We start from the raw sequence: 21992 nt of genomic DNA, 5'->3' as shown, positions 1-21992 counted from the left end.
GAGGAGAACATCATGGAACGCATTGAAGTGATCAGCGCCGCGCGCCCACGCCATTATGCAGCGGATCCCGACAGCATCACCCTGGACGTGCTGTTTGCCCACCTGCCCGAGCAGGTGCAGTTCGCCGCCCGCAAGGATGACTCGGAGGAGCATGGCCGCGAGCTCTACAGCCGGGCCGTGTTTGGCGAGTTTGGCGATATCGAGGTGATCACCCCCGCGCCGCCGACCGAGACGCAGCAGCAGGCCCGCCTGGCGGCGCTGCTCAAACAGGCCGCCACCACCATGGCGCCGCTGGAGGATGCCGAGGAGTTGGGCATCATCAGCGAGGCCGAGCGCGCGCAGCTCACCGCCTGGCAGCGCTACCGGGTCACCCTCTACCGCCAGCCACAAAGTGAAGGTTGGCCCACCGAGGTCAACTGGCCAGAGATGCCGCAATGAGTTGGACGCAAGGGGCGCTACGCTGGCCGGCCAGTGCCGCCAGCCTGCAGGCCAACGCCCAGGGCGTGCTGGCCCAGATCCCGGCCACCCAAACCAGTGCTATGGCGCGCCTACAGAGCGTGGCCGAGCGTGCCCAATACCCACGCAGCCCGCTAAGCGAGGCGGCCACCGCACTGGCGGGCCTGCGCAGCGATCTCGACCGGTTGCTGGTCACTGGCCGTTGCCTGACCGTCACCCCCTACCAGCACGGGGTCGGCCAACAGCAGGGGCAGCAGTTCAGCTTGGCCGCCCCCAATGCGGTGGCCACCCTGGCCGCCAAGCTGCAGGACGGGGCCGACCCCCTCCTGCCCAGCGGGCAACTGCATGCCCTCGCCTGGCTGGTCACCGGTAACAGTGCCGAGGACCTGGCAAAGCAGCTGGCTATCCTCTGCGCCCTGCTGCCACTGCCCGAGTGGTGCGCCACCCTGCGGCGCCTGCACGCCAACAACGACACCATGAGCCAGCCCACAGCGGCCAAGGTGCCGCGCTGGCGCGCCGATGAGCCGCTGAGCTGGGCACCGCTGCGCCCGGCCCGCATGGCGTTGGGGGCAGAGCTCGCCCAGCTGGAGAGCCTGGCCCGGGATAGCCAGACCCCGATCGCCAAGCTGCAGGGACTGGCGACCCGCCGCGCCGCTCGCCTGGCACAACTCGCCGAGGCGCTGACCAACTTGGAGACGCTCTCCGGCACGCTCTGGCACTGGCATGGCCAGGGGGATGCGGCCAGCCTCGCCACCCTGCTTGGCCAAAGCGCACCTCCCGACCACAGCCAGAGCATGACGGTTGGCGCTCTGCTGCTCTCCCCGTCCCCGCTTACCTTCTGGCAGGAGTTAACCCCATGAGCCAAGCCATGCTGACCCTCGATGGCGAGCCCATCATCATGAAGTCGATGCGGGTATCCGCATCGATGCAGTTTCAGGACAAGGATCAGAGCGGCCAGACCAGCTCGACCAGCAGCGCCGAACAGGGCGCCAAGGGCAAAGAGCTCGACATCTCAGGTCTCATCCCGTTCAAGGATGAGCGCATGCTGAGCCGGCTGTTTGAGCTGGCCGATGCCAAGGGCGATGGCGGCAAACGCCACGTCTACCGGGTCGGCTCGCTGCTCGCCAAGTCGGTGAAGGTGCGCCAGGCCAAGTTTGCCGGCCGCATCACCGCCAGCGAACAGGAGGGACTATTGGCCTGGCAGGTGCAGTTCACCTTGAAGGAGTTCAACTCGGTACCGGAGAAGCGCGAACAACGCTTGCCGAAGAAAGCCCCCACCGTGGGCCAGAGTACCGCCAACACCCGCACCGCCAAGCCAGGCGCCAAAGGGACTGGCGACGACGAGCAAGACCTCAGCAGCTTCGAGCGCTATGTACTCAAACCGATGGATGACATGCTGGCATGAAACTCTCCACTTCACTGACCCTCGCCGGCCAGCCGGTGCACCTGGTCGACCATGACCTTGTGCTGGACATCAACGCCGGCGGCCGCGCCGCCCTGACCATTGAAGGAACGGCCAGCAAGGGGCAGACCTTCACCCTGGACACCGGCTACAACGGCGACCTGCGCCGCTGGTTCACCGGCTACGTGTACGACGTGCAGCCTGCCGCCAATGGCGCCAGCAAGCTGCTGTGCCGCGAGCTGGCCGGTGCCTTGGGCTCCCGGCTGCCGGTCAGCCAACAACACGCCACCCTACGCGGCCTGCTGGCCTGGCTGACCGACCAGACCGGTCTGACCTTCCTGCTGCCCCAGGGCAGCGATTACACCGACCGGCCGATCCCGAACTTCACCAGCGCAGGCACCGGCTATCAGCTGCTCGATAACGCAGGCCGCGCCTTCGAGGTACCCGACTTTGTCTGGTACCAGCAACCCAATGGCGCCATCTTTGTGGGCAGCCACGCCCACAGCCGCTGGCATGACAAGGAGGTCACGCTTGATCCCGCCTGGTCAGGCCGCCAGGCGGGCGACACCCTGACCCTGTCGCCGGTGCCGGCCATCCGGCCCGGGACCATCATCAACGGCAAGCGGGTTATGCGGGTGCGGCTCAAGGGTGATGAGATGACCCTGACCACAGCCACCCCGGGCAAGGTCAGCAAGTCGCCAGAGCGGCGCAAGATAGAGGGGGAGTTCCCGGAGCTGGCCGACAAGATGCACCTGCCCAAGTTCGGGCGAGTCGAGGCCATCAGCGATCAGGCCAGCTCTGGCCAGCTCAATGACCCCTTTCGCCCCCGCTATGCGGTGGACGTGCAACTGCTGGGTGAGGATGGCCAGCCGGACAAGGCCGCCCCACTTTATCGGGCCGTGCCGCTGCCAGTGCAGTTCGGCGGGCAGGAGCAAGGGCTGCTGCAGTTCCCCCTTGAGGGGACGCTGGTTGAACTGGGGTTCGCCTTCGGGCGGGCCGACCGGCCCTTTATCCGCACCGTGCTCGGTGGTGGCTGGGCCCTGCCGGACATCACCCCGGGCGAGCAGCTGCAGCAGCAGCGGGCCGAGGTGTTCAGCCGCACCGATACCGTGGGCAACCTGAGCCGCCACACCGACCGGTGCCTGCATGACCAAGCCCTGCAGATGCGCCACCAGAGTGACGACTACCTGGGGGAACATGGCCAGCATCAACTGCAGGTGGTACAGCACAGCATCGAGGAGGTGGGCGGGTTCAAGCTCATCGAGGCGCTGGGCGCCATCGAGCTGTTGGCTGGGGATGATCTCACCCTGGGGAGTCTGGGCAACATGAACCAGACCACGGCGGGGGATCTGGTCGAGGTGGTGGGTCAGCTGCGCCGTGCGGTCGCCGGCGAACTGCAACACCTGGAGGCGCCCCGTTCGTGGATGGGGACAGAGAGCTTGAACATCTTCCGGCTGCTGCTGCTGCTGATGAATGTGGTGGAGCAACTGGCCGCTGCCACTGCCAGCCACACCCATGGCAGCGGGCCAGTGCCCGGTAACAGCGGGGCCATGACGGGACATGGCCAACAGGCCAAGCAGTTGGCCAGCCAGCTCACCCCCATCATCGAGTAAAACGAAGGGCCTCTAAGGCCCTTACTCATTTTTGCTCAAACATCTCTTTGTTAAGCTTCTCTTTCAGTGCTTCCAGAGAGAGCTTGTCGAAAGCCTGATCCAGTTTCATTAGCCCTTGTGCACCACAATTTTGGGAGTAGAGGTCCTTGCCAAAACGCCAGCTCGTCTGTTTGACGTAACACTGCTCCCATCCCAAACGCTCAATACTCGACATACTGATTTTTTGCGTCAGCAGTCCCAGAACAGCAGCAACAATAATCAGAGAAATGACAACGATCCCCCGTCGCTTAACAGCCGTTGAAGAAAGGTCTGGCTCAGGTATGGCAATAGAAAACATCAATCTCCCACCGGCATACAGCATGAAGGGGGTCGAAAGTAAGCCAATGAAGATTGCAAACCAACCTCGCCAGTCATTCATTCGCAACGGATCTGCAGGTGTCAGTGCAAGCAGATCCAAGAATTCAGAACCAAATACCATGGCCATCCAAACGCCACCGATCCCGAGTAACGCGACCACCAATCCACTAGCCCGCATCTGCCATGAGACATGCACAGTCGTCATTCAAATTTCGCCTTAACCGCTTGTTTCATCATCTCAGAGAGCTCTGCTTCTTCGTCGGCAAAGTCGATGAGTTTACCAGCAACAATCGTTGCCAAAGCAAATACTGTCCCAGTTAACAGTATCCCAGGCCCAAAGACTGTAGCCACAACACCTGCTGCAATGATGCCTACACCATTGGCAAGCGTACCTTTAACAAGATCGACACCTACATTACTGAAGAGGTCGACCATCGTGACTTCATCTTTCAAGATGTAATCAATAACGTTGATAGATACAGAAAAGACAAAATCAGCCAAAAAACCCATCTTTACCAAGTGGGCATTTGCCTTTGCACCTATACCCAACCTAAGAATTTTGGGATTGCTGGCCTTCCAGATATTACCTGGGATCGTTTTGTGAACCTGCTTGTAGTTCTTGATGATCGTATAGGGCTCGCCATTGATAACTTTTGTGTAAGCAATTACCCCCATACCACCTAATGCTTTAGCGGTAGATTGAGCGAGCCGAATTCGTTCACCAGCGTCTTTGATAGATTTTGCATCCCCCAAGTTGTCTTTGGCGTTGAGCTCCTTCCAAAGCTCCTGGAGCTCTTCAAATGTCAGCACAGCAACGGTTTGTGCCGCCTGTGTATAAACGACATCAAGGTACTCACCAGTCAGGGGGTTATAAGGAGGCCAAAAACCGGGTGATGATGCGGGAATTTCCACAGGGCTAGTGGCTGGAGCAATCGCGGCGGCACGGGCAGATGGAGCTCCATCGCCAACCGTGACAGTTCCCCCACCAATGATTACACCACCACAAGAAACCCCCTTCCCTGTGAACGCGAGTGGCTGACCATTAACAAAGACGGTGGAAGAGCCCGCAGCGATAAACCTGGGATGTGGTGGGTTATTGGGTTTGTCATGAGGTTCAAGCGGGTCACCGAGTCGAGCAGCAGGAAGACCATCAATAAATACATCTGACGAGCCGGAGATAATCTTGGTCGGTGGAAACCCGTCATGGTCGGTTCCAATATCTCCGACCTTAGCCGCATTACCCATAGCGTGTCCCCATTCTGTGATTCAAGAACGGAACACTGTAAGGAGTCACTAGAAGCTTGGTCAAAGTTCTAAACCGAAAGTTAAGAACCGAGTCCCAAAAAGAACAGCCATACGACAAGGGGTGACCGAACGGCCAAGGCTGCCTGACAGCCCGAAGATGGCCAGGGAAAGGCGCCGCATCCATAGAGCCATCAGGCAGTGTTGCATCATACGTGAAGCCTGAGCGCGCTCACAGCCTCACCATGCAAGCTGGCGACGCCCGCCGCCGCGTCTACGTCACGGAATCCGCGCTCTTCCGCTCCCGCCTGCGCGCCGCACCGATAAAATTTTTTGCAAAAGTGGATTACCGCAAAACCATAGGCCCAGACCGCACCAGATAAAGGATCTCGGTCGATGTGAGGATCTGAAAGGATCGAAAAAAATTGCAGGGTTTTACAGTTTGAAAGGGGTCTGACTAGCGGTGTCGAAAACGTAAGTTGTTGAATGTATTGGGAGGGTCGTACTTTCCGTGGGGATTTGAATAATCAGGAAGGATCCGGATTGCTGCGTGGGAACAACTGGAAGGCGTTTGGTTTCAACCGGTTAGGTGTGATGAGGGCCGATTTGATAACTGAAATTTTGAAGGGGGTATGTGACTTTGATGTACTTGTTGGCCTATCCTCACGGAAAACAGAAGCCTGTAAGATGTGGTTGGCTGTATAAGCGTGGCCAGAATGTCAGAGTCGCGGACACATTGTGGACATGAAAAATTTAAATTCGTTATAAATCAAGGGATTGAAAACACACAAATGGCAGCCTCGGCTGCCATTTTCATTTGTTCTGCATCAGTCTGGGGTACGGGCCGCTCAGAGCGCGTTGCGCCTGGGCCCGAATGGCAAACGCCAGCGAAACAGGCTGTTGAAGGTGGCGCGCCACTGATTGGGTCGCCCCAGGATCTGTCTCTGCAAACGGGTCTCTTCCTTGAGCATCACCTCATCGCTGCGGGCCCAGGCCTGATGGTAGAGCTGCTTGATCCCCGCCAGCGCGTCCGGCGACTTGGTGATCAGAGTGCGGGCAAACTCCCGCGCCTCTGCCAGCGGATCCTCGCAGACCCGGCTCACCAGCCCGAGGGATTTTGCCTCCAGCGTATCGCATTCACGCCCGCTCATGGCCAGCTCCATGGCCGTGTCCACCCCCATCAGGTTGCGCAGGGTGACGCTGCCGCTCATGTCGGGAATGATGCCCCACTTGATCTCCATCACCGAGAAGCGGCAATCCGGGGTGCTGAACCGAAAATCGGCCCCCAGCGCAATTTGCAGGCCGCCACCGAAACAGACCCCCTGGGTCACCGCAATCACCGGCACGGACAGCTGATGCCAGCCGTAAGCCACCCGCTGGGCCAGGTTGGTCGCCTGATCCGCCTCGCGCTTGAGGATGTCGAGCGCAGCCACCGGCTGCTTGAGCATGGATTTCACATCCAGTCCGGCACAGAAGGCGCGCCCCTCACCGTGCAGGATCACAGCCCGCAGCCCCTTGTGCTGCTGCAACTCGCGCAGCGTCTCGTCGATCGCGCCAAACATGCTTCTATCCAGCGCATTGAGCTTGTCCCCCCGCGCCAGCATCACTTCGGCGATACCGTCCCGGATCTCGCACTTGACCCTTGGTTTTTCCATTATCCTCTGTCCTCTCCTGAGCCTGTACTGGTCATACCACCACGTTATCAGAGTGTTATCGCCAGGTACAGCGAGGGCATATGTTTCCCGTTGCAGATGCCGCGTGCGACTAAAGTCGGCTGGCTCAGACGCCACCGCTTTGTCAGACTGACCTGACGCCACCGGCCAAGGATTGCCATGACCACCCTGTTCAACTTTGCCCGCCCGCCGTTTGACAGCCTGAGCGCCGAGGCGCGCCAGCGGCTCGCGCAGAGCCTCTCCATCTGCTATTTCCGCGAGGGCCAGGTGGTGCTCAACGCTGGCGATGTCCCGCCCGGCCTCTACCTCGTCATCAAGGGGACAGTGGAGGAGTCCGCGCCTCACCACCACTTCGGTGACTACGGAGTCGATGATCTGTTCGACGTGCGTGCCCAGTTTGACGGCCGCTGTCGCCACAGCTTCACGGCACTGGAAGATACCCTCTGCCAGCTGATCCCCCGCCACACCTTTCTGGCCCTCTGCGAGCAGGCGCCGACGCTGGCCAGCTACTTCACCGCCAATCTGGTCGAGCGGCAACAGCAACAGGAGCAACGGGAACAGCTGGGCCAGAAGAATCTGGCGGAATTTATCCTGACCAGGATAGAACCCGGCCATCTGCAGGCGCCGCTCGTCGTCGAAAACCGCCTCAGCCTACTGGCAGCCACCGAGGCCATGGTGGCCAAGGGCACGGATTGCCTGCTCTACCCGGCGCCGGATGGCAGCCTGACCCTGGCGACCCGCAAGACACTGCTGCACGCCCTCACCCTGAAGGGACTGCCGCTGACGGCACCACTCGCCGTGCTGACCCCGACACCGCTGATTGGCCTGCCGCTGGGCAGTTACCTGTTCGATGCCCTGTTATTGATGACCCGTCATCGCATCAAGCGGCTGGTCATCTGGCAACAAGGCGAGGTGGCGGGCATATTGCAGCTGACCCAGGTGCTGGGGCTCTTTTCCACCCACTCCCACGTGCTGACCCTGCGCATCGCCCGGGCAGACTCCCAGCCCGCACTGGAGGCAGTGGCCCGCGAGCAGCAACAGCTGACTCGCTCCCTGTTTGGCCAGGGGATCCACACCGCCTTCCTGATGCGCCTCATCGCTACCATCAACGAGCAGCTGATCGCCAAGGCCTTTGCCCTGGTGATCCCGCCCGAGGTGCAGGACAAGGTGTGTCTGCTGATGCTGGGCTCGGAGGGGCGCGGCGAGCAGATCCAGAAAACCGATCAGGACAATGCCCTGATCCTGCCCGCCGGCCTGCACTGGCCGAATCAGCAGGCGGACTTGGCCGCCTTCAGCGCCCTGCTGGAGCGGCTCGGTTATCCGCCCTGCCCCGGCCAGGTGATGGTCAACAACCCGAGCTGGGTGAAAGAGGTCAACGAGTGGCAACAGGAGATTGAGCGGGCCTGCGTCAACGCGGGCGAGGCCGACTTGCTCTGGCTCGCCACCCTGGCCGATGCCCACCCCATCGCCGGGGATCGCAGCCTGCTGCCTCCCGTCGCCCGCAAGCTGCGGGAACAACTGGCCGATCGGCAGGATCTGCTGGCGGAGATGGTGCGGCCGGCGGTGGCCTTTCATGCGCCGCTGACCCTGTTTGGTCGGCTGGAGCGGGCGCCGGATGGGCTGGATCTCAAGCGGGGCGGCCTCTTCCCCTTGGTGCATGGCATCCGCATGCTGGCGCTGGAGGCGACCATTCTGGAGACCTCGACCCTGGGGCGCATCGAGGCGCTGGTGGCGTGCGATCGGCTCAGCGCCAGCTATGGCGCCAACCTGGCGGAGGCGTTCCGGCTCTTTATCCGCTTGCGCTTGCGCAGCCAGCTCAAGGGGGGCGACAGCCGGGTGCAGGTAAGCGAGCTCAGCCACGGCGAGCGGGATCTGCTGCGCCAGGCGCTGCATCAGGTGAAGAAGTTCCAGCAATGGCTCACCTTGCACTTTCGTCTGAGACAATAGGCATGTGGAACCACTGGCGACGCCGTTGGCTTGGTCGCGCTTTCCTGGAGGGAGAGTTCGCCCCGCTCTTCGCCCCGCCGCCGGGCGATGAGCGGATCGCCCTCGATTTCGAGACCACCAGCCTGGATCCCGAGCGGGCGGAGATAGTCTCCATCGGCGCCGTGCGCATCCAGGGCAACCGGCTGCTGACCGGCGAGGCGCTCACCATCAAGGTGCAGCCACCCGCCAGTCTGAGCGCGCAATCCGTGGTGATCCACGGCCTGCGCCATCAGGATCTACAACAGGGGTTGACGCTGGAAGCCGCGCTGCGCCTGCTGTTGGCTTTCATAGGCCCGCGCGAACTGGTGGGTTACCACATCGCGTACGACCTGCGCATCCTCAACATGGCCTGCCAGAAACTGTGGGGGCTGACCCTGCCCCAGCGAGGCATAGAGGTGAGCCGCCTCTATCACGACAGCCTCTATCGGCGCTATCCCGACGCCGCCATCGATCTGCATCTGGCGGCCATCTGCCAGCACCTGGCATTGCCTCCCCTGCCCGCTCACGACGCCCTGAGTGACGCCATCACGGCCGCCCTCATCTACCTGCGCCTGACTCAAGGCGGGCCATTGGCTTATCCCAAAGTCTAATTGCTCATAAATAACATTTAATTCACATTTTAATTACATGAGCAGGTCTGCTGCTCGGTAGGGACCTCCCTTCATCCACCGCTGACACTCAATGTCATGGAGAACTGCAATGGAACAGCAACCTTATCTTCGGATCCAGCAAGATCCCAACTTCCAGGAGCTGATCGCCAAGCGTCAGCGCTTCGCCTGGACTCTTTCCATCCTGATGCTGGGGCTCTACCTGGCCTTTATCATGCTCATCGCCTTTGCCCCCGGCTGGCTCGGCACCCCCTTGAGCCAAGGCTCCACCATCACCCGTGGCATCCCGGTCGGGGTGGGGCTGATCCTCGCCTCCTTCGTGCTGACCGGCATCTACGTGTTCCGCGCCAACGGCGAGTTTGACGAGTTGACCCAGAAGATCCTCAAGGGAGTGCAATCATGAAAGGCAAGTCTCTGCTGTTGCTGGCCACGCTGGCCTCTTTTCCCCTGCTGGCGGCCGATGCGCTGACCGGTGAAGTCCATCGCCAACCCCTCAACACCTCAGCCATCGTGATGTTCGTGATCTTCGTGGCGGGCACCCTGTTCATCACCTACTGGGCCTCCAAGCGCAACCGCTCCGCCTCCGACTACTATGCCGCTGGCGGACGCATCACCGGCTTCCAGAACGGACTGGCCATCGCCGGCGACTACATGTCCGCCGCCTCCTTCCTCGGCATCTCGGCCCTGGTCTACACCTCGGGCTACGATGGCCTCATCTACTCCATCGGCTTCCTGGTGGGCTGGCCCATCATACTGTTCCTGATCGCGGAGCGGCTGCGCAACCTCGGCAAATATACCTTTGCCGACGTGGCCTCCTACCGCCTCAAGCAGACAGAAGTCCGCACCCTCTCCGCCAGCGGCTCCCTGGTGGTGGTGGCGCTCTACCTGATCGCCCAGATGGTGGGTGCCGGCAAGCTCATCGAGCTGCTGTTCGGCCTGCAATACCACGTCGCCGTGGTGCTGGTGGGCATACTGATGGTGCTCTACGTGCTGTTTGGCGGCATGCTGGCCACCACCTGGGTTCAGATCATCAAGGCGGTGATGCTGCTCTCCGGTGCCAGCTTCATGGCCATCATGGTAATGAAGTCCGTCAACTTCGACATAGGTGCCCTGTTCAGCGAAGCGGTCAAGGTGCATGAGAAAGGCATCGCCATCATGAGCCCGGGTGGTCTGGTGGCCGATCCCATCTCCGCCATCTCGCTCGGCCTGGCCCTGATGTTCGGCACCGCCGGCCTGCCCCACATCCTGATGCGCTTCTTCACCGTGAGCGATGCCAAGGAAGCGCGTAAGAGCGTGTTCTACGCCACCGGCTTCATTGGTTACTTCTACATACTGACCTTCATCATCGGCTTTGGCGCCATCCTGCTGGTCAGCACCAATCCGGCCTTCAAGGATGCCACCGGCGCCCTGCTGGGCGGCACCAACATGGCAGCCATCCACCTGGCCGATGCGGTCGGCGGCAGCCTGTTCCTCGGCTTCATCTCGGCCGTCGCGTTCGCCACCATACTGGCAGTGGTCTCCGGCCTGACCCTGGCGGGCGCCTCGGCTGTCTCCCACGATCTCTATGCCAGCGTCATCAAGAAGGGCAAGGCCAACGAAACCGACGAGCTGCGCGTCTCCAAGTACACCACTGTGGTGCTGGGAGTAGTCGCCATCGGTCTGGGGATCCTGTTCGAGAAACAGAACATCGCCTTCATGGTGGGTCTGGCCTTCTCCATCGCGGCCAGCTGCAACTTCCCGGTGCTGTTCCTCTCCATGTTCTGGTCCCGTCTGACCACCCGTGGCGCCGTCTACGGTGGCTGGCTCGGGCTGATCAGTGCAGTCAGCCTGATGATCCTGGGCCCGACCGTGTGGGTGAAGGTGCTGGGGCATGCCCAAGCCATCTTCCCCTACGAGTACCCAGCCCTCTTCTCCATGGCAGTGGCCTTCATCGGGATCTGGCTGTTCTCGGTCACCGACAAGTCGCAGAATGCAGCCGACGAGCACGCCAAGTTCCTGCCCCAGTTCGTCCGCTCACAAACCGGGCTGGGCGCCTCCAGCGCCACCGCCCACTAAGCGCAAATCCCTTTTTGCAAGCCGGCCCTGTGCCGGCTTTTTTCATGGTCGCCCATCATGAGCGACAAGCCGTGCGCAATGGGGGCGGATCACAGTTCTTGCTAAAACTTTTAGGGGATCTGTGCCATAATGCGCGCCATTTGGCAGACAACCCGGGACACATCCTTTGTTAAGCAGCAACAATATCACCATGCAATTCGGCGCCAAGCCGCTGTTCGAGAACATCAACGTCAAGTTTGGCGGCGGCAACCGCTATGGCCTGATTGGCGCCAACGGCTGTGGCAAGTCCACCTTCATGAAGATCCTCGGTGGCGACCTTGAGCCCACTGGCGGTAATGTGAGCCTGGACGTCAATGAGCGCATCGGTAAGCTGCGCCAGGATCAGTTCGCCTACGAAGAGATGCGCGTGCTGGACGTGGTCATGATGGGCCACAACGAGCTATGGGCCGCCATCGCCGAGCGCGATGCCATCTACGCCAACCTGGAAGCCACCGACGACGACTACATGAAGGCCGCCGAGCTGGAAGGTTTGGTCGCCGAGTATGACGGTTACACCGCCGAGGCCCGCGCAGGCGAGCTGCTGCTGGGTGCCGGCATTCCCATCGAGCTGCACAATGGCCCGATGAGTGAAGTGGCACCAGGCTGGAAGCTGCGGGTGCTGCTGGCACAGGCACTGTTCTCCAACCCCGACATCCTGCTGCTGGACGAACCGACCAACAACCTGGACATCAACACCATTCGCTGGCTGGAGCAGGTGCTCAACGATCGTGAAAGTACCATGATCATCATCTCTCACGACCGTCACTTCCTGAACTCGGTCTGCACCCACATGGCGGATCTGGACTACGGCGAGCTGCGCGTCTACCCGGGCAACTACGACGACTACATGACGGCGGCCACCCAGGCCCGCGAGCGTCTGATCTCCGACAACGCCAAGAAGAAGGCCCAGATCGCCGATCTGCAGTCCTTCGTCTCCCGTTTCAGCGCCAACGCCTCCAAGTCGAGCCAGGCTACCTCCCGTCTCAAGCAGATCGACAAGATCAAGATTGAGGAAGTGAAGGTCTCCAGCCGTCAGAACCCCTTCATCCGTTTCGAGCAGGAGAAGAAGCTGTACCGCAACATCCTGGAAGTGGAAGGCGTTGCCAAAGGCTATGGTGAGGCGCCCCTGTTCAAGGGCCTGAGCATGATGCTGGAAGTGGGCGAGAAGGTCGCCATTCTGGGTACCAACGGTATCGGTAAATCCACCCTGATCAAGACCCTCATGGGCGAGCTGGCACCGGACAGCGGCACCATCAAGTGGTCAGAGAACGCCCAGATCGGCTATTACGCTCAGGATCACGCCGACGATTTCGATACCGATCTCAACGTGTTCGACTGGATGGCCCAGTGGAAACAGGCCAACGAAGACGAGCAGGCGGTGCGCTCCGTGCTGGGTCGTCTGCTGTTCACCCAGGACGACATCAAAAAGCCGGTCAAGGTACTCTCCGGTGGCGAGCAGGGTCGCATGCTGTTCGGCAAGCTGATGATGCAGCGTCCCAACATCCTGATCATGGATGAGCCGACCAACCACCTGGACATGGAATCCATCGAATCCTTGAACCTGGCGCTGGAGATGTATCAGGGCACCCTGATCTTCGTCTCCCATGACCGTGAGTTCGTGTCGTCCCTGGCGACCCGCATCATGGAGCTGACCGAAAACGGTATCCGCGACTTCGGCGGTACCTACGAGGATTACCTGCGCACTCAAGGCGTGGTATAAGCCTCGCCAGCCAAGGCGCTTGAATAAAAGAAACCGGCAAGCGATTGCCGGTTTTTTTATGGCCGGCGATCGTCCCCTGCTGATGATCAACCTGGTCCGCGCTGCAACGCAGTGCAATGTACCCGCGCAACCAGCATAACGACTTAAGTGCCAATCCTGCAGATAAAAAAACGGCCCCATCACGGGGCCGTTTTCAATGGGTTGCAACCGGTCGGGTTTATTCGACTGTGGCTTCCACATCGGTGAAGTACTCGATCTTGGCGGCTTTGCGCAGCTCGTCGATCAGCGACTTGTAGCTCACCTGGGCCTTGCCCTGGCCAAGCTGGCCTTGCAGCAGGCTGACCATCTGGGATGGCTCCTTGGTCACGTTGACCTTGTCCAGAGCCACCACGACGCGATCGCCATTGGCTTCGGTCACCAGCTCGACGCTCGGCTTGCCATCCTGCGGATGAGGCATGCGGAACGCCTGGGCCAGCAGGTTCTGATCCATGTCCTGAGTGAAGCGGGCAACGCCCTTGTGCGTATCCACCTTCAGACCCAGTGCGGTCAGGTCGGCCTGGATGTTCTCACCGGCTTTCAGCTTGTCCAGCAGACCCTGCGCCTTGCCACGGGCCACTTCACTGGCCTTGTCGTGTTTGATGGCAGCAATCACCTGCTCCTTGATCTCCGCCAGCGGTTTGGCCGCTTTCGGTTGATGGCCGGTGATGTGCATGACCAGGGCCTTGCCATCCGCCAGCTCGATCACGTCGGAGTTGGTGTTGTCATCACGCAGCTGCTCGGAGAAGGCAGTGGACAGCGCCTTGGGATCATTGAGCGGTGCCGGCGCATCGGCCTGACTGAAGTAGTCAGAGGAGATGACCTTCAGGCCCATGGCATCGGCGGTCAAGTCCAGCGAATCCGGGTTTTCGAAGCTGCTGTCAGCCATCTTCTGCTGCTCGGCAAAGAACAGCTCCTTGGCCTTGTCAGCTTGCAGACGGCTGATGGTCTCTGCTTTCACATCGGCAAACGGCTTGGTCTGGGCAGCTTCAACCCCCAGCAGCTTGATGACGTGGAAGCCGAACAGGCTCTTCACCACGGTGGAGAGATCGCCCGCCTTGGCCAGCGCGAAGGCCGCCTTCTCGAACGCCGGATCCATCACCCCTTTCTCGAACCAGTCGAGCTCGCCGCCCTTCTTGGCGGAGAAGGTGTCGGAAGAGTTGGCCTTGGCCAGAGCGGCAAAATCATCGCCCCCCTTGGCCTGTGCCAGCAGGGCGTCAGCCTTCTGCTCGGCCGCTTTCTCGTCCTTGCCAAACGGGATCAGTATATGCGCGACGTGACGACGCTCGGCACGCTGGAACAGGTCCTGGTGCTGATCGTAGTAATCCTGGGCATCCTGCTCGGTGACCTTGATATCCTTGCCGAGGGTGGCGGCATCCAGCAGCAGATAGTCGACCTTGACCTTCTCGTCGTTCATGAAACGGGCGCTGTTGGTCTTGTAGTACTGATCCACTTCCTCATCGGAGACTTGAACATCCCCCATGTAGGCGGCGGCAGCCAGACGCACCAGGCGCAAATCCCGGGTCTGGTTGTAGATCCGGTCGAGCTGCTCGGCTTCACCCTTGAGTGCAAATTCGGAGCCCAGCAAGGCGCCCATCAGCTGCTGACGCACCATGTCCTGGCGCAAGGAGTCACGGAACATCTCGGGGGTCATGCCGGCACGACGAATGAGCTGCAGGTAGCGGTCATTGTTGAATTTGCCATCTTCGGCAAACTCCGGCATGGCGACGATGGCCTGCTTGATCTGCTCGTCGCTGACGCGCAGACCCAGCTCGCGGGCCTTGCTGTCAAACAGGGCCTGATCGATCAGCCGGTCCAGCACACCACGGCGGAACTGCTTCATGTAATCGGGATTGGCGGCCAACTGGCTGAAAGACTCCCCCATTTGGGATTCCATGCGGGCCCGCTCGTTGCGATAGGCATTTTCCAGCGCAGCTGAGCTGATCTCATTGCCGTTGACGGTGGCGGGGGCGGTACGTGCCGGGCCATTGAGGTAGCTACCTACACCGGCCAAGGCAAAGGAGAGGATGATCAGGCCCAAGATAACCTTGGCTACCTTGCCCTGCGCCCCTTCGCGTAGTTTATCCAACATCATGTTTGTACTTATGCTCCCGTACTCGATGGGCGTAAATAATGAAAAGGCGCACCGATTGCGATGCGCCTTGGTCAATCAGTATGAGGGAGAGCCCTCTCACTTGTCTGGTCTGCGACCAAGGACGGTGGCCGATGTGATATCAGCGCCCGGACTTAGTTGACAGCGTCTTTCAGGGCCTTACCGGCTTTGAAGGCAGGAACTTTACCAGCGGCGATTTCGATGGTCGCGCCAGTTTGCGGGTTACGGCCAGAACGGGCAGCACGCTCGCGCACGGCGAAAGTACCGAAACCCACCAGAGCAACCTGGTCACCCTCTTTCAGGGCTTCACCAACGGCGTCAATGAAAGCATCCAGCGCACGGCCAGCAGCGGCTTTGGAGATATCAGCACCGTCTGCAATCTTGTCAATCAGTTGAGATTTATTCACTCTTATATTCCCCTTTTATCGAACATCGCTGCGGCGCCGATTTCCCTGGCCACAACAAGTGGAGGTTTTATAGCAAGCCTCCTGATCAGTTGCAAGTGACAATCTAGCGCAAACCCGCGCCACATCACGCATTGCGACTCATCATGAGTACCCGATCGGTGGTCAAGGCTACTTCCGTTACCCGGCGCATGCAAGCCTTAACCACCCCCCGAATGCGCCAAATTTGCGGCGCATCAACATTTACACGACAGAAACGCGCTCAAACCCCTGCGGATTGTCCTGCAACGCCAGTTCCAGCACCTCGTCAATCCAGCGAACCGGATAGATTTCAAGGTCTTGTTTGACGTTGTCCGGGATCTCTTCGAGATCGCGTTCGTTCTCTTTCGGGATGAGCACACGCTTGATACCACCGCGATGCGCCGCCAGCAACTTCTCTTTAAGACCGCCGATGGGCAAGACTTCGCCGCGCAAGGTGATTTCCCCCGTCATGGCCACATCAGCACGGACCGGATTGCCGGTCAAGCTGGAGACCAAAGCGGTACACATGGCGATACCGGCACTCGGACCGTCTTTCGGGGTCGCCCCTTCCGGCACGTGCACGTGGATATCGCGCTTCTCGTAGAAGTCAGCATTGATGCGCAGCTTGTCGGCACGGGCCCGCACCACCGTCATGGCGGCCTGGATGGACTCCTGCATCACGTCACCGAGCGAGCCGGTGTAGGTGAGCTTGCCCTTGCCCGGCATATTGGTGGTCTCGATGGTGAGCAGATCGCCGCCCACTTCGGTCCACGCCAAGCCACAGACCTGACCCACCTGGTTCTGGTCGGTGGCCTTGCCGTAATCGAAACGCTGTACCCCGAGGAACTCCTTGAGGTTGGCCTGATTGACCTGAACATGCTTGATGCTCTTGTCCAGCAGGATGCGCTTGACCGCCTTGCGACAAATCTTGGAGATCTCGCGCTCCAGATTCCGCACCCCCGCCTCGCGGGTGTAGTAGCGGATCACCCCAACCAGAGCTGAATCTTCGATGGTGATCTCGGACTCTTTCAGGCCGTTGCGCTGGATCTGCTTGGCAACCAGATGCTGCTTGGCAATGTTGAGCTTCTCATCTTCGGTGTAACCGGAGAGACGGATCACTTCCATCCGGTCCAGCAGCGGACCCGGAATGTTCATGGAGTTGGAGGTGGCCACGAACATCACGTCCGACAGGTCATAATCCACTTCCAGGTAGTGATCGTTGAAGCTGTTGTTCTGTTCCGGATCCAGCACTTCCAGCAAGGCGGAAGCGGGATCGCCGCGCATGTCCGAGCTCATCTTGTCGATTTCATCGAGCAGGAACAGCGGGTTCTTCACGCCAACCTTCGCCATCTTCTGGATAAGCTTGCCTGGCATGGAACCTATGTAGGTACGACGGTGACCACGGATCTCCGCCTCGTCACGCACACCGCCGAGCGCCATGCGCACGTACTTGCGACCGGTCGCCTTGGCGATGGACTGGCCCAGCGAGGTCTTGCCCACACCGGGAGGCCCGACCAGACAGAGGATGGGGCCCTTGAGCTTGTTCACCCGCGCCTGCACCGCCAGATACTCGAGGATGCGATCCTTGACCTTCTCCAGGCCAAAGTGATCCGCGTCCAGCACCTCCTGCGCCTTGCCAAGGTCTTTCTTGACCTTGGAGCGCGCCTTCCACGGCACCTGCACCATCCAGTCCACGTAGCTGCGCACGACGGTGGCTTCGGCAGACATGGGGGACATCATCTTCAGCTTGGAGAGCTCGGCCTGGGCCTTGTCACGGGCCTCCTCCGGCATCCCCGCCTCTTCAATCTTGCGATTGAGGGCTTCGAATTCATCCGGGCTGTCTTCCAGCTCACCCAGCTCTTTCTGGATGGCCTTCATCTGCTCGTTGAGGTAGTACTCGCGCTGGCTCTTCTCCATCTGCTTCTTGACGCGAGTGCGGATGCGTTTCTCGACCTGCAGCAGGTCAATCTCCGACTCCATCATCGCCATCAGAAACTCGATGCGCTCGGACACAGAGGCGATTTCCAGCACCTTCTGCTTGTCTTCGAGCTTGAGCGGCATGTGCGCGGCCATAGTATCGGCCAGACGAGCAGCGTCGTCGATCGCCGAAATCGAGGTCAGCACCTCGGGCGGGATCTTCTTGTTGAGCTTGATATAGCCTTCAAACTGACCGATGGCGGAGCGTACCAGCACATCCTGGTCCTTCTCCTCGATGGCGGTGGAGGCGATGTACTGCGCCTCACCGACGAAGAAATCCTTGTCATCGATCATCCGCTCAAGACGGGCACGCTGGCCACCCTCCACCAACACCTTGACGGTGCCATCCGGCAGCTTGAGCATCTGTAGAATATTGGCCACTGTCCCGACGGAGAAGATCTCCTCCACCGTTGGCTCATCGGTTGACGCATCCTTCTGGGCCACCAGCAGAACTTTCTTGTCCTGCTCCATGGCCGCTTCCAGACAGCGAATGGATTTTTCCCGCCCCACAAAGAGTGGAATGACCATGTGGGGGTAAACCACCACGTCACGAAGAGGCAGGACGGGAATCTCGATGCGTTCTGAACGCTCTAGGTTCATATATGTCCTCTCGGCTTGTTATACCGTTGGCAAAGCGCTTGGCTGAGTATATGGGGGCGCAGAGATGAGATTCAATCGCCGAAACCGTAAAAAGCATGAAAGGGGCAAAAAGCCCCTTTCATTTGATTAAAAATCAGACTGTTACTCTGATGCAGCGGCCTGGGTCTCAGGATTTTCGTAGATCATCAAGGGCGCGGAGTCCCCTTTGATCACCGTCTCATCGATAACCACCTTGCTGACACCGTCCAGAGACGGCAGGTCATACATGGTATCGAGCAACACGGCTTCCACGATAGATCTCAGACCACGGGCACCGGTTTTCCGCTCCATCGCCTTGCGCGCAATGGCGTTCAGAGCATCATCACGGAACTCCAGCTCCACCCCTTCCAGATCGAACAACGCGGCATATTGCTTGGTCAGCGCGTTTTTCGGCTCTTTCAGGATCTGGATGAGAGCAGCCTCGTCCAGCTCGGTCAAAGTCGCGACCACCGGCAGACGCCCGATGAACTCGGGGATCAGACCGTATTTGATCAGATCTTCCGGCTCCACCTTGGCGAAGTTCTCGCTCAGGGTCGCTCTGGCATTCTTGGATTTGACGTCAGCGCCAAACCCTATGCCGGTGCCCTTGACGGAGCGCTGCTCAATGACCTTGTCCAGACCGGCAAAGGCGCCGCCACAGATAAAGAGGATCTTGGAGGTATCAACCTGCAAGAACTCCTGCTGCGGGTGCTTGCGTCCACCTTGCGGCGGGACGGAAGCAATAGTGCCTTCGATCAGCTTGAGCAGGGCCTGCTGCACCCCTTCCCCGGACACGTCGCGGGTAATGGAGGGGTTGTCTGACTTGCGGGAGATCTTGTCGATCTCGTCGATGTAGACGATGCCACGCTGGGCCTTCTCTACGTCGTAGTCACACTTTTGCAGCAGCTTCTGGATGATGTTCTCCACGTCTTCGCCCACATAACCGGCTTCGGTCAGGGTGGTGGCGTCGGCCATGGTAAAGGGCACATCCAGCAGACGAGCGAGTGTTTCGGCCAGCAGGGTCTTGCCGCTACCGGTCGGGCCAATCAGCAGAATGTTGGACTTGCCCAGCTCCACACCACCGGCTTCGCTGCTGTTGCGCAGACGCTTGTAGTGGTTGTAGACGGCCACGGCCAACACCTTCTTGGCATATTCCTGCCCGATCACATAGTCATCCAGGTGAGCACGGATTTCATGAGGGGTCGGCAGCTCGCTACCATCACGCTTGGGAGAGATCTCACGGATCTCTTCGCGGATGATGTCGTTGCACAGCTCGACACACTCATCACATATGTAGACGGAAGGGCCAGCGATCAGCTTGCGCACTTCATGCTGGCTTTTGCCGCAAAAAGAGCAGTAGAGCAGCTTATCACCCTCACCCTTGCGTTTTTCTGTCATTCAGCAACCTCGTTTTATCAATAGAGGATGGATCGTCCTGTTGAGTTTACAACAGTCCGGGACACCCTGCTCAGCCGCGCTGGCTCAGGATACCGTCTACCAGGCCATAGGCCACGGCTTGATCGGCCGACATGAAATTGTCACGGTCGGTATCACGCTCTATGGTGGCCATGTCCTGTCCGGTGTGGAAGGCCAGACGATCGTTCAGGGTATTCTTGATCTTCAGGATTTCCTGGGCATGGATCTGGATGTCAGATGCCTGGCCCTGGAAACCGCCCAACGGCTGATGGATCATCACGCGGGCATTGGGCAGGCAGAAGCGCTTGCCCTTGGCACCACCGGCCAGCAGGAAGGCACCCATGGAGCAGGCCTGCCCCATGCAAACTGTGCTGACATCCGGCTTGATGAACTGCATGGTGTCATAAATGGACATGCCGGCCGTGACGGCACCACCCGGAGAGTTGATGTAGATGCTGATGTCCTGATCAGGATTCTCTGACTCCAGGAACAGCAGCTGAGCTACCACCAGATTCGCCATATGATCTTCGACCTGACCGGTCAGGAAGATCACCCGCTCCTTCAGCAGACGAGAATAGATGTCGTAGGAACGCTCCCCTTTTGCAGTCTGCTCTACCACCATGGGGATGAGCGCATTGCGTGGGGATTCAGTCACATCGTTATAGTTCTTGTACATAAGGCATTGTCCCTAAAATAAAATGGCCCGAGTGGAGATCACACGAGCCATTATACTTAACAGTCTTGACCTTAAGTCAAATGTTCTTAGGCAGCGGCACCGGACTTGTTGATCACTTCGTCAAAGGCAACTTCTTTCTCGGTCACTTGCGCCTTGGACAGGATCAGGTCGATGGCTTGATCTTCAACCGCCAGATTGCGCACGCCATTCAGCATTTGCTCATTCTTCTGGTAGTACTCGATCACTTCCTTCGGATCTTCGTAGGCAGTGGCCATGGACTCGATGATGCTGGTCACGCGAGCATCGTCAGCCTTGATCTCGTTGGTACGAATAACGTCACCCAGCAGCAGACCTACGCGAACACGACGCTCGGCCTGGGCCTGGAACAGCTCGGCTGGCAGCTCAGGTGCGTTGCCGCCCTGGAAACCACCGAAACGCTGCAGGGCCTGTTGACGCAGGGTGTCGATTTCCTGAGCAACGGCAGCCTTCGGCAGATCAATCTGGTTGGCTTCAACCAGACCGTTCAGCACTTGCTCTTTCACGCTGTTTTTCAGGGCTTGAGCCAGTTCGCGCTCCATGTTCTTGCGCACTTCGGCTTTCAGCTCTTCAACGTTGCCGCTCTCGATACCGAAACGCTTGACGAACTCTTCAGTCAGCTCAGGCAGGATCTGCTCTTCAACCTTGTTAAGCTTGGAAGCGAACTTGGCCGCTTTGCCTTTCAAGTTTTCAGCGTGGTAGTCAGCCGGGAAGGTCACGTCGATGGTGAACTCGTCGCCTGCTTTCTTGCCCATGATGGCGTCTTCGAAGCCCGGGATCATGCGACCGGCACCCAGTACCAGGTTGAAGCCTTCGGCTTTGCCGCCGTCGAACTCTTCACCGTCGATGGAACCGATGAAGTCCATGGTCACACGCATGCCATCGGCAGCGGCGGCATCAACATCAGCCCAGGTGGCGTGCTGCTTGCGCAGGGTGTCGATCATGTTGGCCAGATCTTCATCCTTGACGGTCGCAACCGGCTTCTCGACCTTGATGGTCTCGAGGCCAGCCACTTCAAACTCGGGGTACACTTCGAAAGTGGCGCTGAATACGAAGTCCTGACCTTCCTGGATCTCTTTCGGATCCATGGTCGGGGCACCGGCCGGGCTCAGTTTGTTTTCGATGATGGCCTTGATGAAGTTGCTCTGCATCATTTCATCAGCAACGCGAGCGTGAGCCATGGCACCGAACATCTTCTTGATGATGGTCACCGGAGCCTTGCCAGGACGGAAACCGTCGATGCGACGGGTTTTGGCCAGGCCATTCAATTCTTTACGCACGGCAGCGTCAACGGTAGCAGCCGGTACAGTGATGGTAAGACGGCGTTCCAGACCCTGGGTTGTCTCTACAGAAACTTGCATTCTTTTACCTCGTTCAACTCAGCACTGTGTGCTGACCCTTATTGCCCCTGGGCAAAGCCCGGAGTCTTCCTGTTTATAAAGACAACGACTGTCTTTGTGATGAGAAAATATGACGCGACATTATAGCGGCGCACTTTGGTCGAGTCGAGCCACACATCCCCCAACGGGGGTGCCGATGGCACA

Annotated in this window: 18 protein-coding genes; 9 read left to right on the top strand and 9 right to left on the bottom strand. The window is 59.5% G+C overall.

The genetic code is table 11. The features are described from left to right. Nucleotides 1–12: 12 nt before the first annotated feature. The 4 genes from BN1128_RS18890 to BN1128_RS18875 are packed head-to-tail and all read left to right on the top strand — an operon-like array spanning nucleotide 13 to nucleotide 3471. Nucleotides 13–438, top strand: a complete 426-nt coding sequence (locus BN1128_RS18890; protein WP_042871595.1) for a tail fiber assembly protein — start codon at nucleotides 13–15, stop codon at nucleotides 436–438. Continuing rightward, entirely contained in the window at nucleotides 435–1316 is an 882-nt protein-coding gene (locus BN1128_RS18885) for a hypothetical protein (RefSeq protein ID WP_042871594.1), read from the top strand. The genes BN1128_RS18890 and BN1128_RS18885 overlap by 4 nt, the downstream gene beginning before the upstream one ends. Beyond that, complete coding sequence (locus tag BN1128_RS18880) at nucleotides 1313–1861, top strand: baseplate complex protein (protein WP_042871593.1); 549 nt, start codon at nucleotides 1313–1315, stop codon at nucleotides 1859–1861. The genes BN1128_RS18885 and BN1128_RS18880 overlap by 4 nt, the downstream gene beginning before the upstream one ends. Beyond that, a complete protein-coding gene (locus BN1128_RS18875; RefSeq protein WP_042871591.1) occupies nucleotides 1858–3471 on the top strand; it encodes a hypothetical protein in 1614 nt (537 codons plus the stop codon). The genes BN1128_RS18880 and BN1128_RS18875 overlap by 4 nt, the downstream gene beginning before the upstream one ends. A gap of 25 nt (nucleotides 3472–3496) precedes the next feature. On the opposite strand, the gene BN1128_RS18870 is transcribed toward BN1128_RS18875, so the two are convergent. From BN1128_RS18870 to BN1128_RS18860, 3 genes are all read right to left on the bottom strand, one after another. Beyond that, nucleotides 3497–4033 carry a hypothetical protein gene (locus BN1128_RS18870; protein WP_042871589.1) on the bottom strand — a complete coding sequence of 179 codons (537 nt, stop codon included), beginning with the start codon at nucleotides 4031–4033 and terminating at the stop codon, nucleotides 3497–3499. Continuing rightward, nucleotides 4030–5073, bottom strand: coding sequence for a type VI secretion system PAAR protein (locus BN1128_RS26345; protein ID WP_082030478.1), 1044 nt, complete (start codon nucleotides 5071–5073; stop codon nucleotides 4030–4032). The genes BN1128_RS18870 and BN1128_RS26345 overlap by 4 nt, the downstream gene beginning before the upstream one ends. An 845-nt stretch (nucleotides 5074–5918) precedes the next feature. Beyond that, nucleotides 5919–6725: a crotonase/enoyl-CoA hydratase family protein gene (locus tag BN1128_RS18860; protein ID WP_042871586.1), complete on the bottom strand. Its 807-nt coding sequence runs from the start codon at nucleotides 6723–6725 to the stop codon at nucleotides 5919–5921. Between the two features lie 177 nt (nucleotides 6726–6902). On the opposite strand from BN1128_RS18860, the gene BN1128_RS18855 reads away from it, so the two are divergent. The 5 genes from BN1128_RS18855 (at nucleotide 6903) to BN1128_RS18835 (ending at nucleotide 13151) form a co-directional block, all read left to right on the top strand. Further along, nucleotides 6903–8690 carry a putative nucleotidyltransferase substrate binding domain-containing protein gene (locus tag BN1128_RS18855; protein ID WP_042871583.1) on the top strand — a complete coding sequence of 596 codons (1788 nt, stop codon included), beginning with the start codon at nucleotides 6903–6905 and terminating at the stop codon, nucleotides 8688–8690. Nucleotides 8691–8692: 2 nt separating this feature from the next. After that, complete coding sequence (locus BN1128_RS18850; RefSeq protein WP_042871581.1) at nucleotides 8693–9319, top strand: 3'-5' exonuclease; 627 nt, start codon at nucleotides 8693–8695, stop codon at nucleotides 9317–9319. A gap of 109 nt (nucleotides 9320–9428) precedes the next feature. Next, entirely contained in the window at nucleotides 9429–9740 is a 312-nt protein-coding gene (locus BN1128_RS18845; protein ID WP_042871578.1) for a DUF485 domain-containing protein, read from the top strand. Then, nucleotides 9737–11392 carry a cation acetate symporter gene (locus tag BN1128_RS18840; RefSeq protein WP_042871576.1) on the top strand — a complete coding sequence of 552 codons (1656 nt, stop codon included), beginning with the start codon at nucleotides 9737–9739 and terminating at the stop codon, nucleotides 11390–11392. Before BN1128_RS18845 ends, BN1128_RS18840 begins: the two co-directional genes overlap by 4 nt. Nucleotides 11393–11558: 166 nt before the next feature. Further along, nucleotides 11559–13151: an ABC-F family ATPase gene (locus BN1128_RS18835; RefSeq protein WP_042871574.1), complete on the top strand. Its 1593-nt coding sequence runs from the start codon at nucleotides 11559–11561 to the stop codon at nucleotides 13149–13151. Nucleotides 13152–13368: 217 nt separating this feature from the next. Here BN1128_RS18835 and ppiD read toward each other — a convergent pair whose 3' ends face one another. The 6 genes from ppiD to tig form a co-directional block, all read right to left on the bottom strand. Then, entirely contained in the window at nucleotides 13369–15282 is a 1914-nt protein-coding gene (ppiD, locus tag BN1128_RS18830) for a peptidylprolyl isomerase (RefSeq protein WP_042871572.1), read from the bottom strand. A 152-nt stretch (nucleotides 15283–15434) separates the two neighbouring features. Then, nucleotides 15435–15707: a nucleoid-associated protein HU-beta gene (gene hupB, locus BN1128_RS18825; protein ID WP_005315375.1), complete on the bottom strand. Its 273-nt coding sequence runs from the start codon at nucleotides 15705–15707 to the stop codon at nucleotides 15435–15437. 240 nt (nucleotides 15708–15947) lie between these two features. Further along, a complete protein-coding gene (lon, locus tag BN1128_RS18820; protein ID WP_042871570.1) occupies nucleotides 15948–18302 on the bottom strand; it encodes an endopeptidase La in 2355 nt (784 codons plus the stop codon). A 141-nt stretch (nucleotides 18303–18443) separates the two neighbouring features. Then, entirely contained in the window at nucleotides 18444–19718 is a 1275-nt protein-coding gene (gene clpX / locus BN1128_RS18815; RefSeq protein WP_042037414.1) for an ATP-dependent protease ATP-binding subunit ClpX, read from the bottom strand. Nucleotides 19719–19788: 70 nt separating this feature from the next. Beyond that, complete coding sequence (clpP, locus tag BN1128_RS18810; RefSeq protein WP_042871569.1) at nucleotides 19789–20412, bottom strand: ATP-dependent Clp endopeptidase proteolytic subunit ClpP; 624 nt, start codon at nucleotides 20410–20412, stop codon at nucleotides 19789–19791. Between the two features lie 86 nt (nucleotides 20413–20498). After that, nucleotides 20499–21809, bottom strand: a complete 1311-nt coding sequence (tig, locus tag BN1128_RS18805) for a trigger factor (protein ID WP_042871565.1) — start codon at nucleotides 21807–21809, stop codon at nucleotides 20499–20501. Nucleotides 21810–21992 lie beyond the last annotated feature (183 nt).

It is taken from the genome of Aeromonas piscicola (genome assembly GCF_000820005.1).
Lineage (GTDB): Bacteria > Pseudomonadota > Gammaproteobacteria > Enterobacterales > Aeromonadaceae > Aeromonas > Aeromonas piscicola.
This window is presented reverse-complemented; position numbering and strand designations above follow the sequence as displayed.

Coding starts and splice junctions, on each gene's coding strand:
- BN1128_RS18890 (WP_042871595.1), top strand. CDS start 13: ATGGAACGCATTGAAGTGATCAGCGCCGCGCGCCCACGCCATTATGCA.
- BN1128_RS18885 (WP_042871594.1), top strand. CDS start 435: ATGAGTTGGACGCAAGGGGCGCTACGCTGGCCGGCCAGTGCCGCCAGC.
- BN1128_RS18880 (WP_042871593.1), top strand. CDS start 1,313: ATGAGCCAAGCCATGCTGACCCTCGATGGCGAGCCCATCATCATGAAG.
- BN1128_RS18875 (WP_042871591.1), top strand. CDS start 1,858: ATGAAACTCTCCACTTCACTGACCCTCGCCGGCCAGCCGGTGCACCTG.
- BN1128_RS18870 (WP_042871589.1), bottom strand. CDS start 4,033: ATGACGACTGTGCATGTCTCATGGCAGATGCGGGCTAGTGGATTGGTG.
- BN1128_RS26345 (WP_082030478.1), bottom strand. CDS start 5,073: ATGGGTAATGCGGCTAAGGTCGGAGATATTGGAACCGACCATGACGGG.
- BN1128_RS18860 (WP_042871586.1), bottom strand. CDS start 6,725: ATGGAAAAACCAAGGGTCAAGTGCGAGATCCGGGACGGTATCGCCGAA.
- BN1128_RS18855 (WP_042871583.1), top strand. CDS start 6,903: ATGACCACCCTGTTCAACTTTGCCCGCCCGCCGTTTGACAGCCTGAGC.
- BN1128_RS18850 (WP_042871581.1), top strand. CDS start 8,693: ATGTGGAACCACTGGCGACGCCGTTGGCTTGGTCGCGCTTTCCTGGAG.
- BN1128_RS18845 (WP_042871578.1), top strand. CDS start 9,429: ATGGAACAGCAACCTTATCTTCGGATCCAGCAAGATCCCAACTTCCAG.
- BN1128_RS18840 (WP_042871576.1), top strand. CDS start 9,737: ATGAAAGGCAAGTCTCTGCTGTTGCTGGCCACGCTGGCCTCTTTTCCC.
- ppiD (WP_042871572.1), bottom strand. CDS start 15,282: ATGATGTTGGATAAACTACGCGAAGGGGCGCAGGGCAAGGTAGCCAAG.
- lon (WP_042871570.1), bottom strand. CDS start 18,302: ATGAACCTAGAGCGTTCAGAACGCATCGAGATTCCCGTCCTGCCTCTT.
- clpX (WP_042037414.1), bottom strand. CDS start 19,718: ATGACAGAAAAACGCAAGGGTGAGGGTGATAAGCTGCTCTACTGCTCT.
- clpP (WP_042871569.1), bottom strand. CDS start 20,412: ATGTACAAGAACTATAACGATGTGACTGAATCCCCACGCAATGCGCTC.
- tig (WP_042871565.1), bottom strand. CDS start 21,809: ATGCAAGTTTCTGTAGAGACAACCCAGGGTCTGGAACGCCGTCTTACC.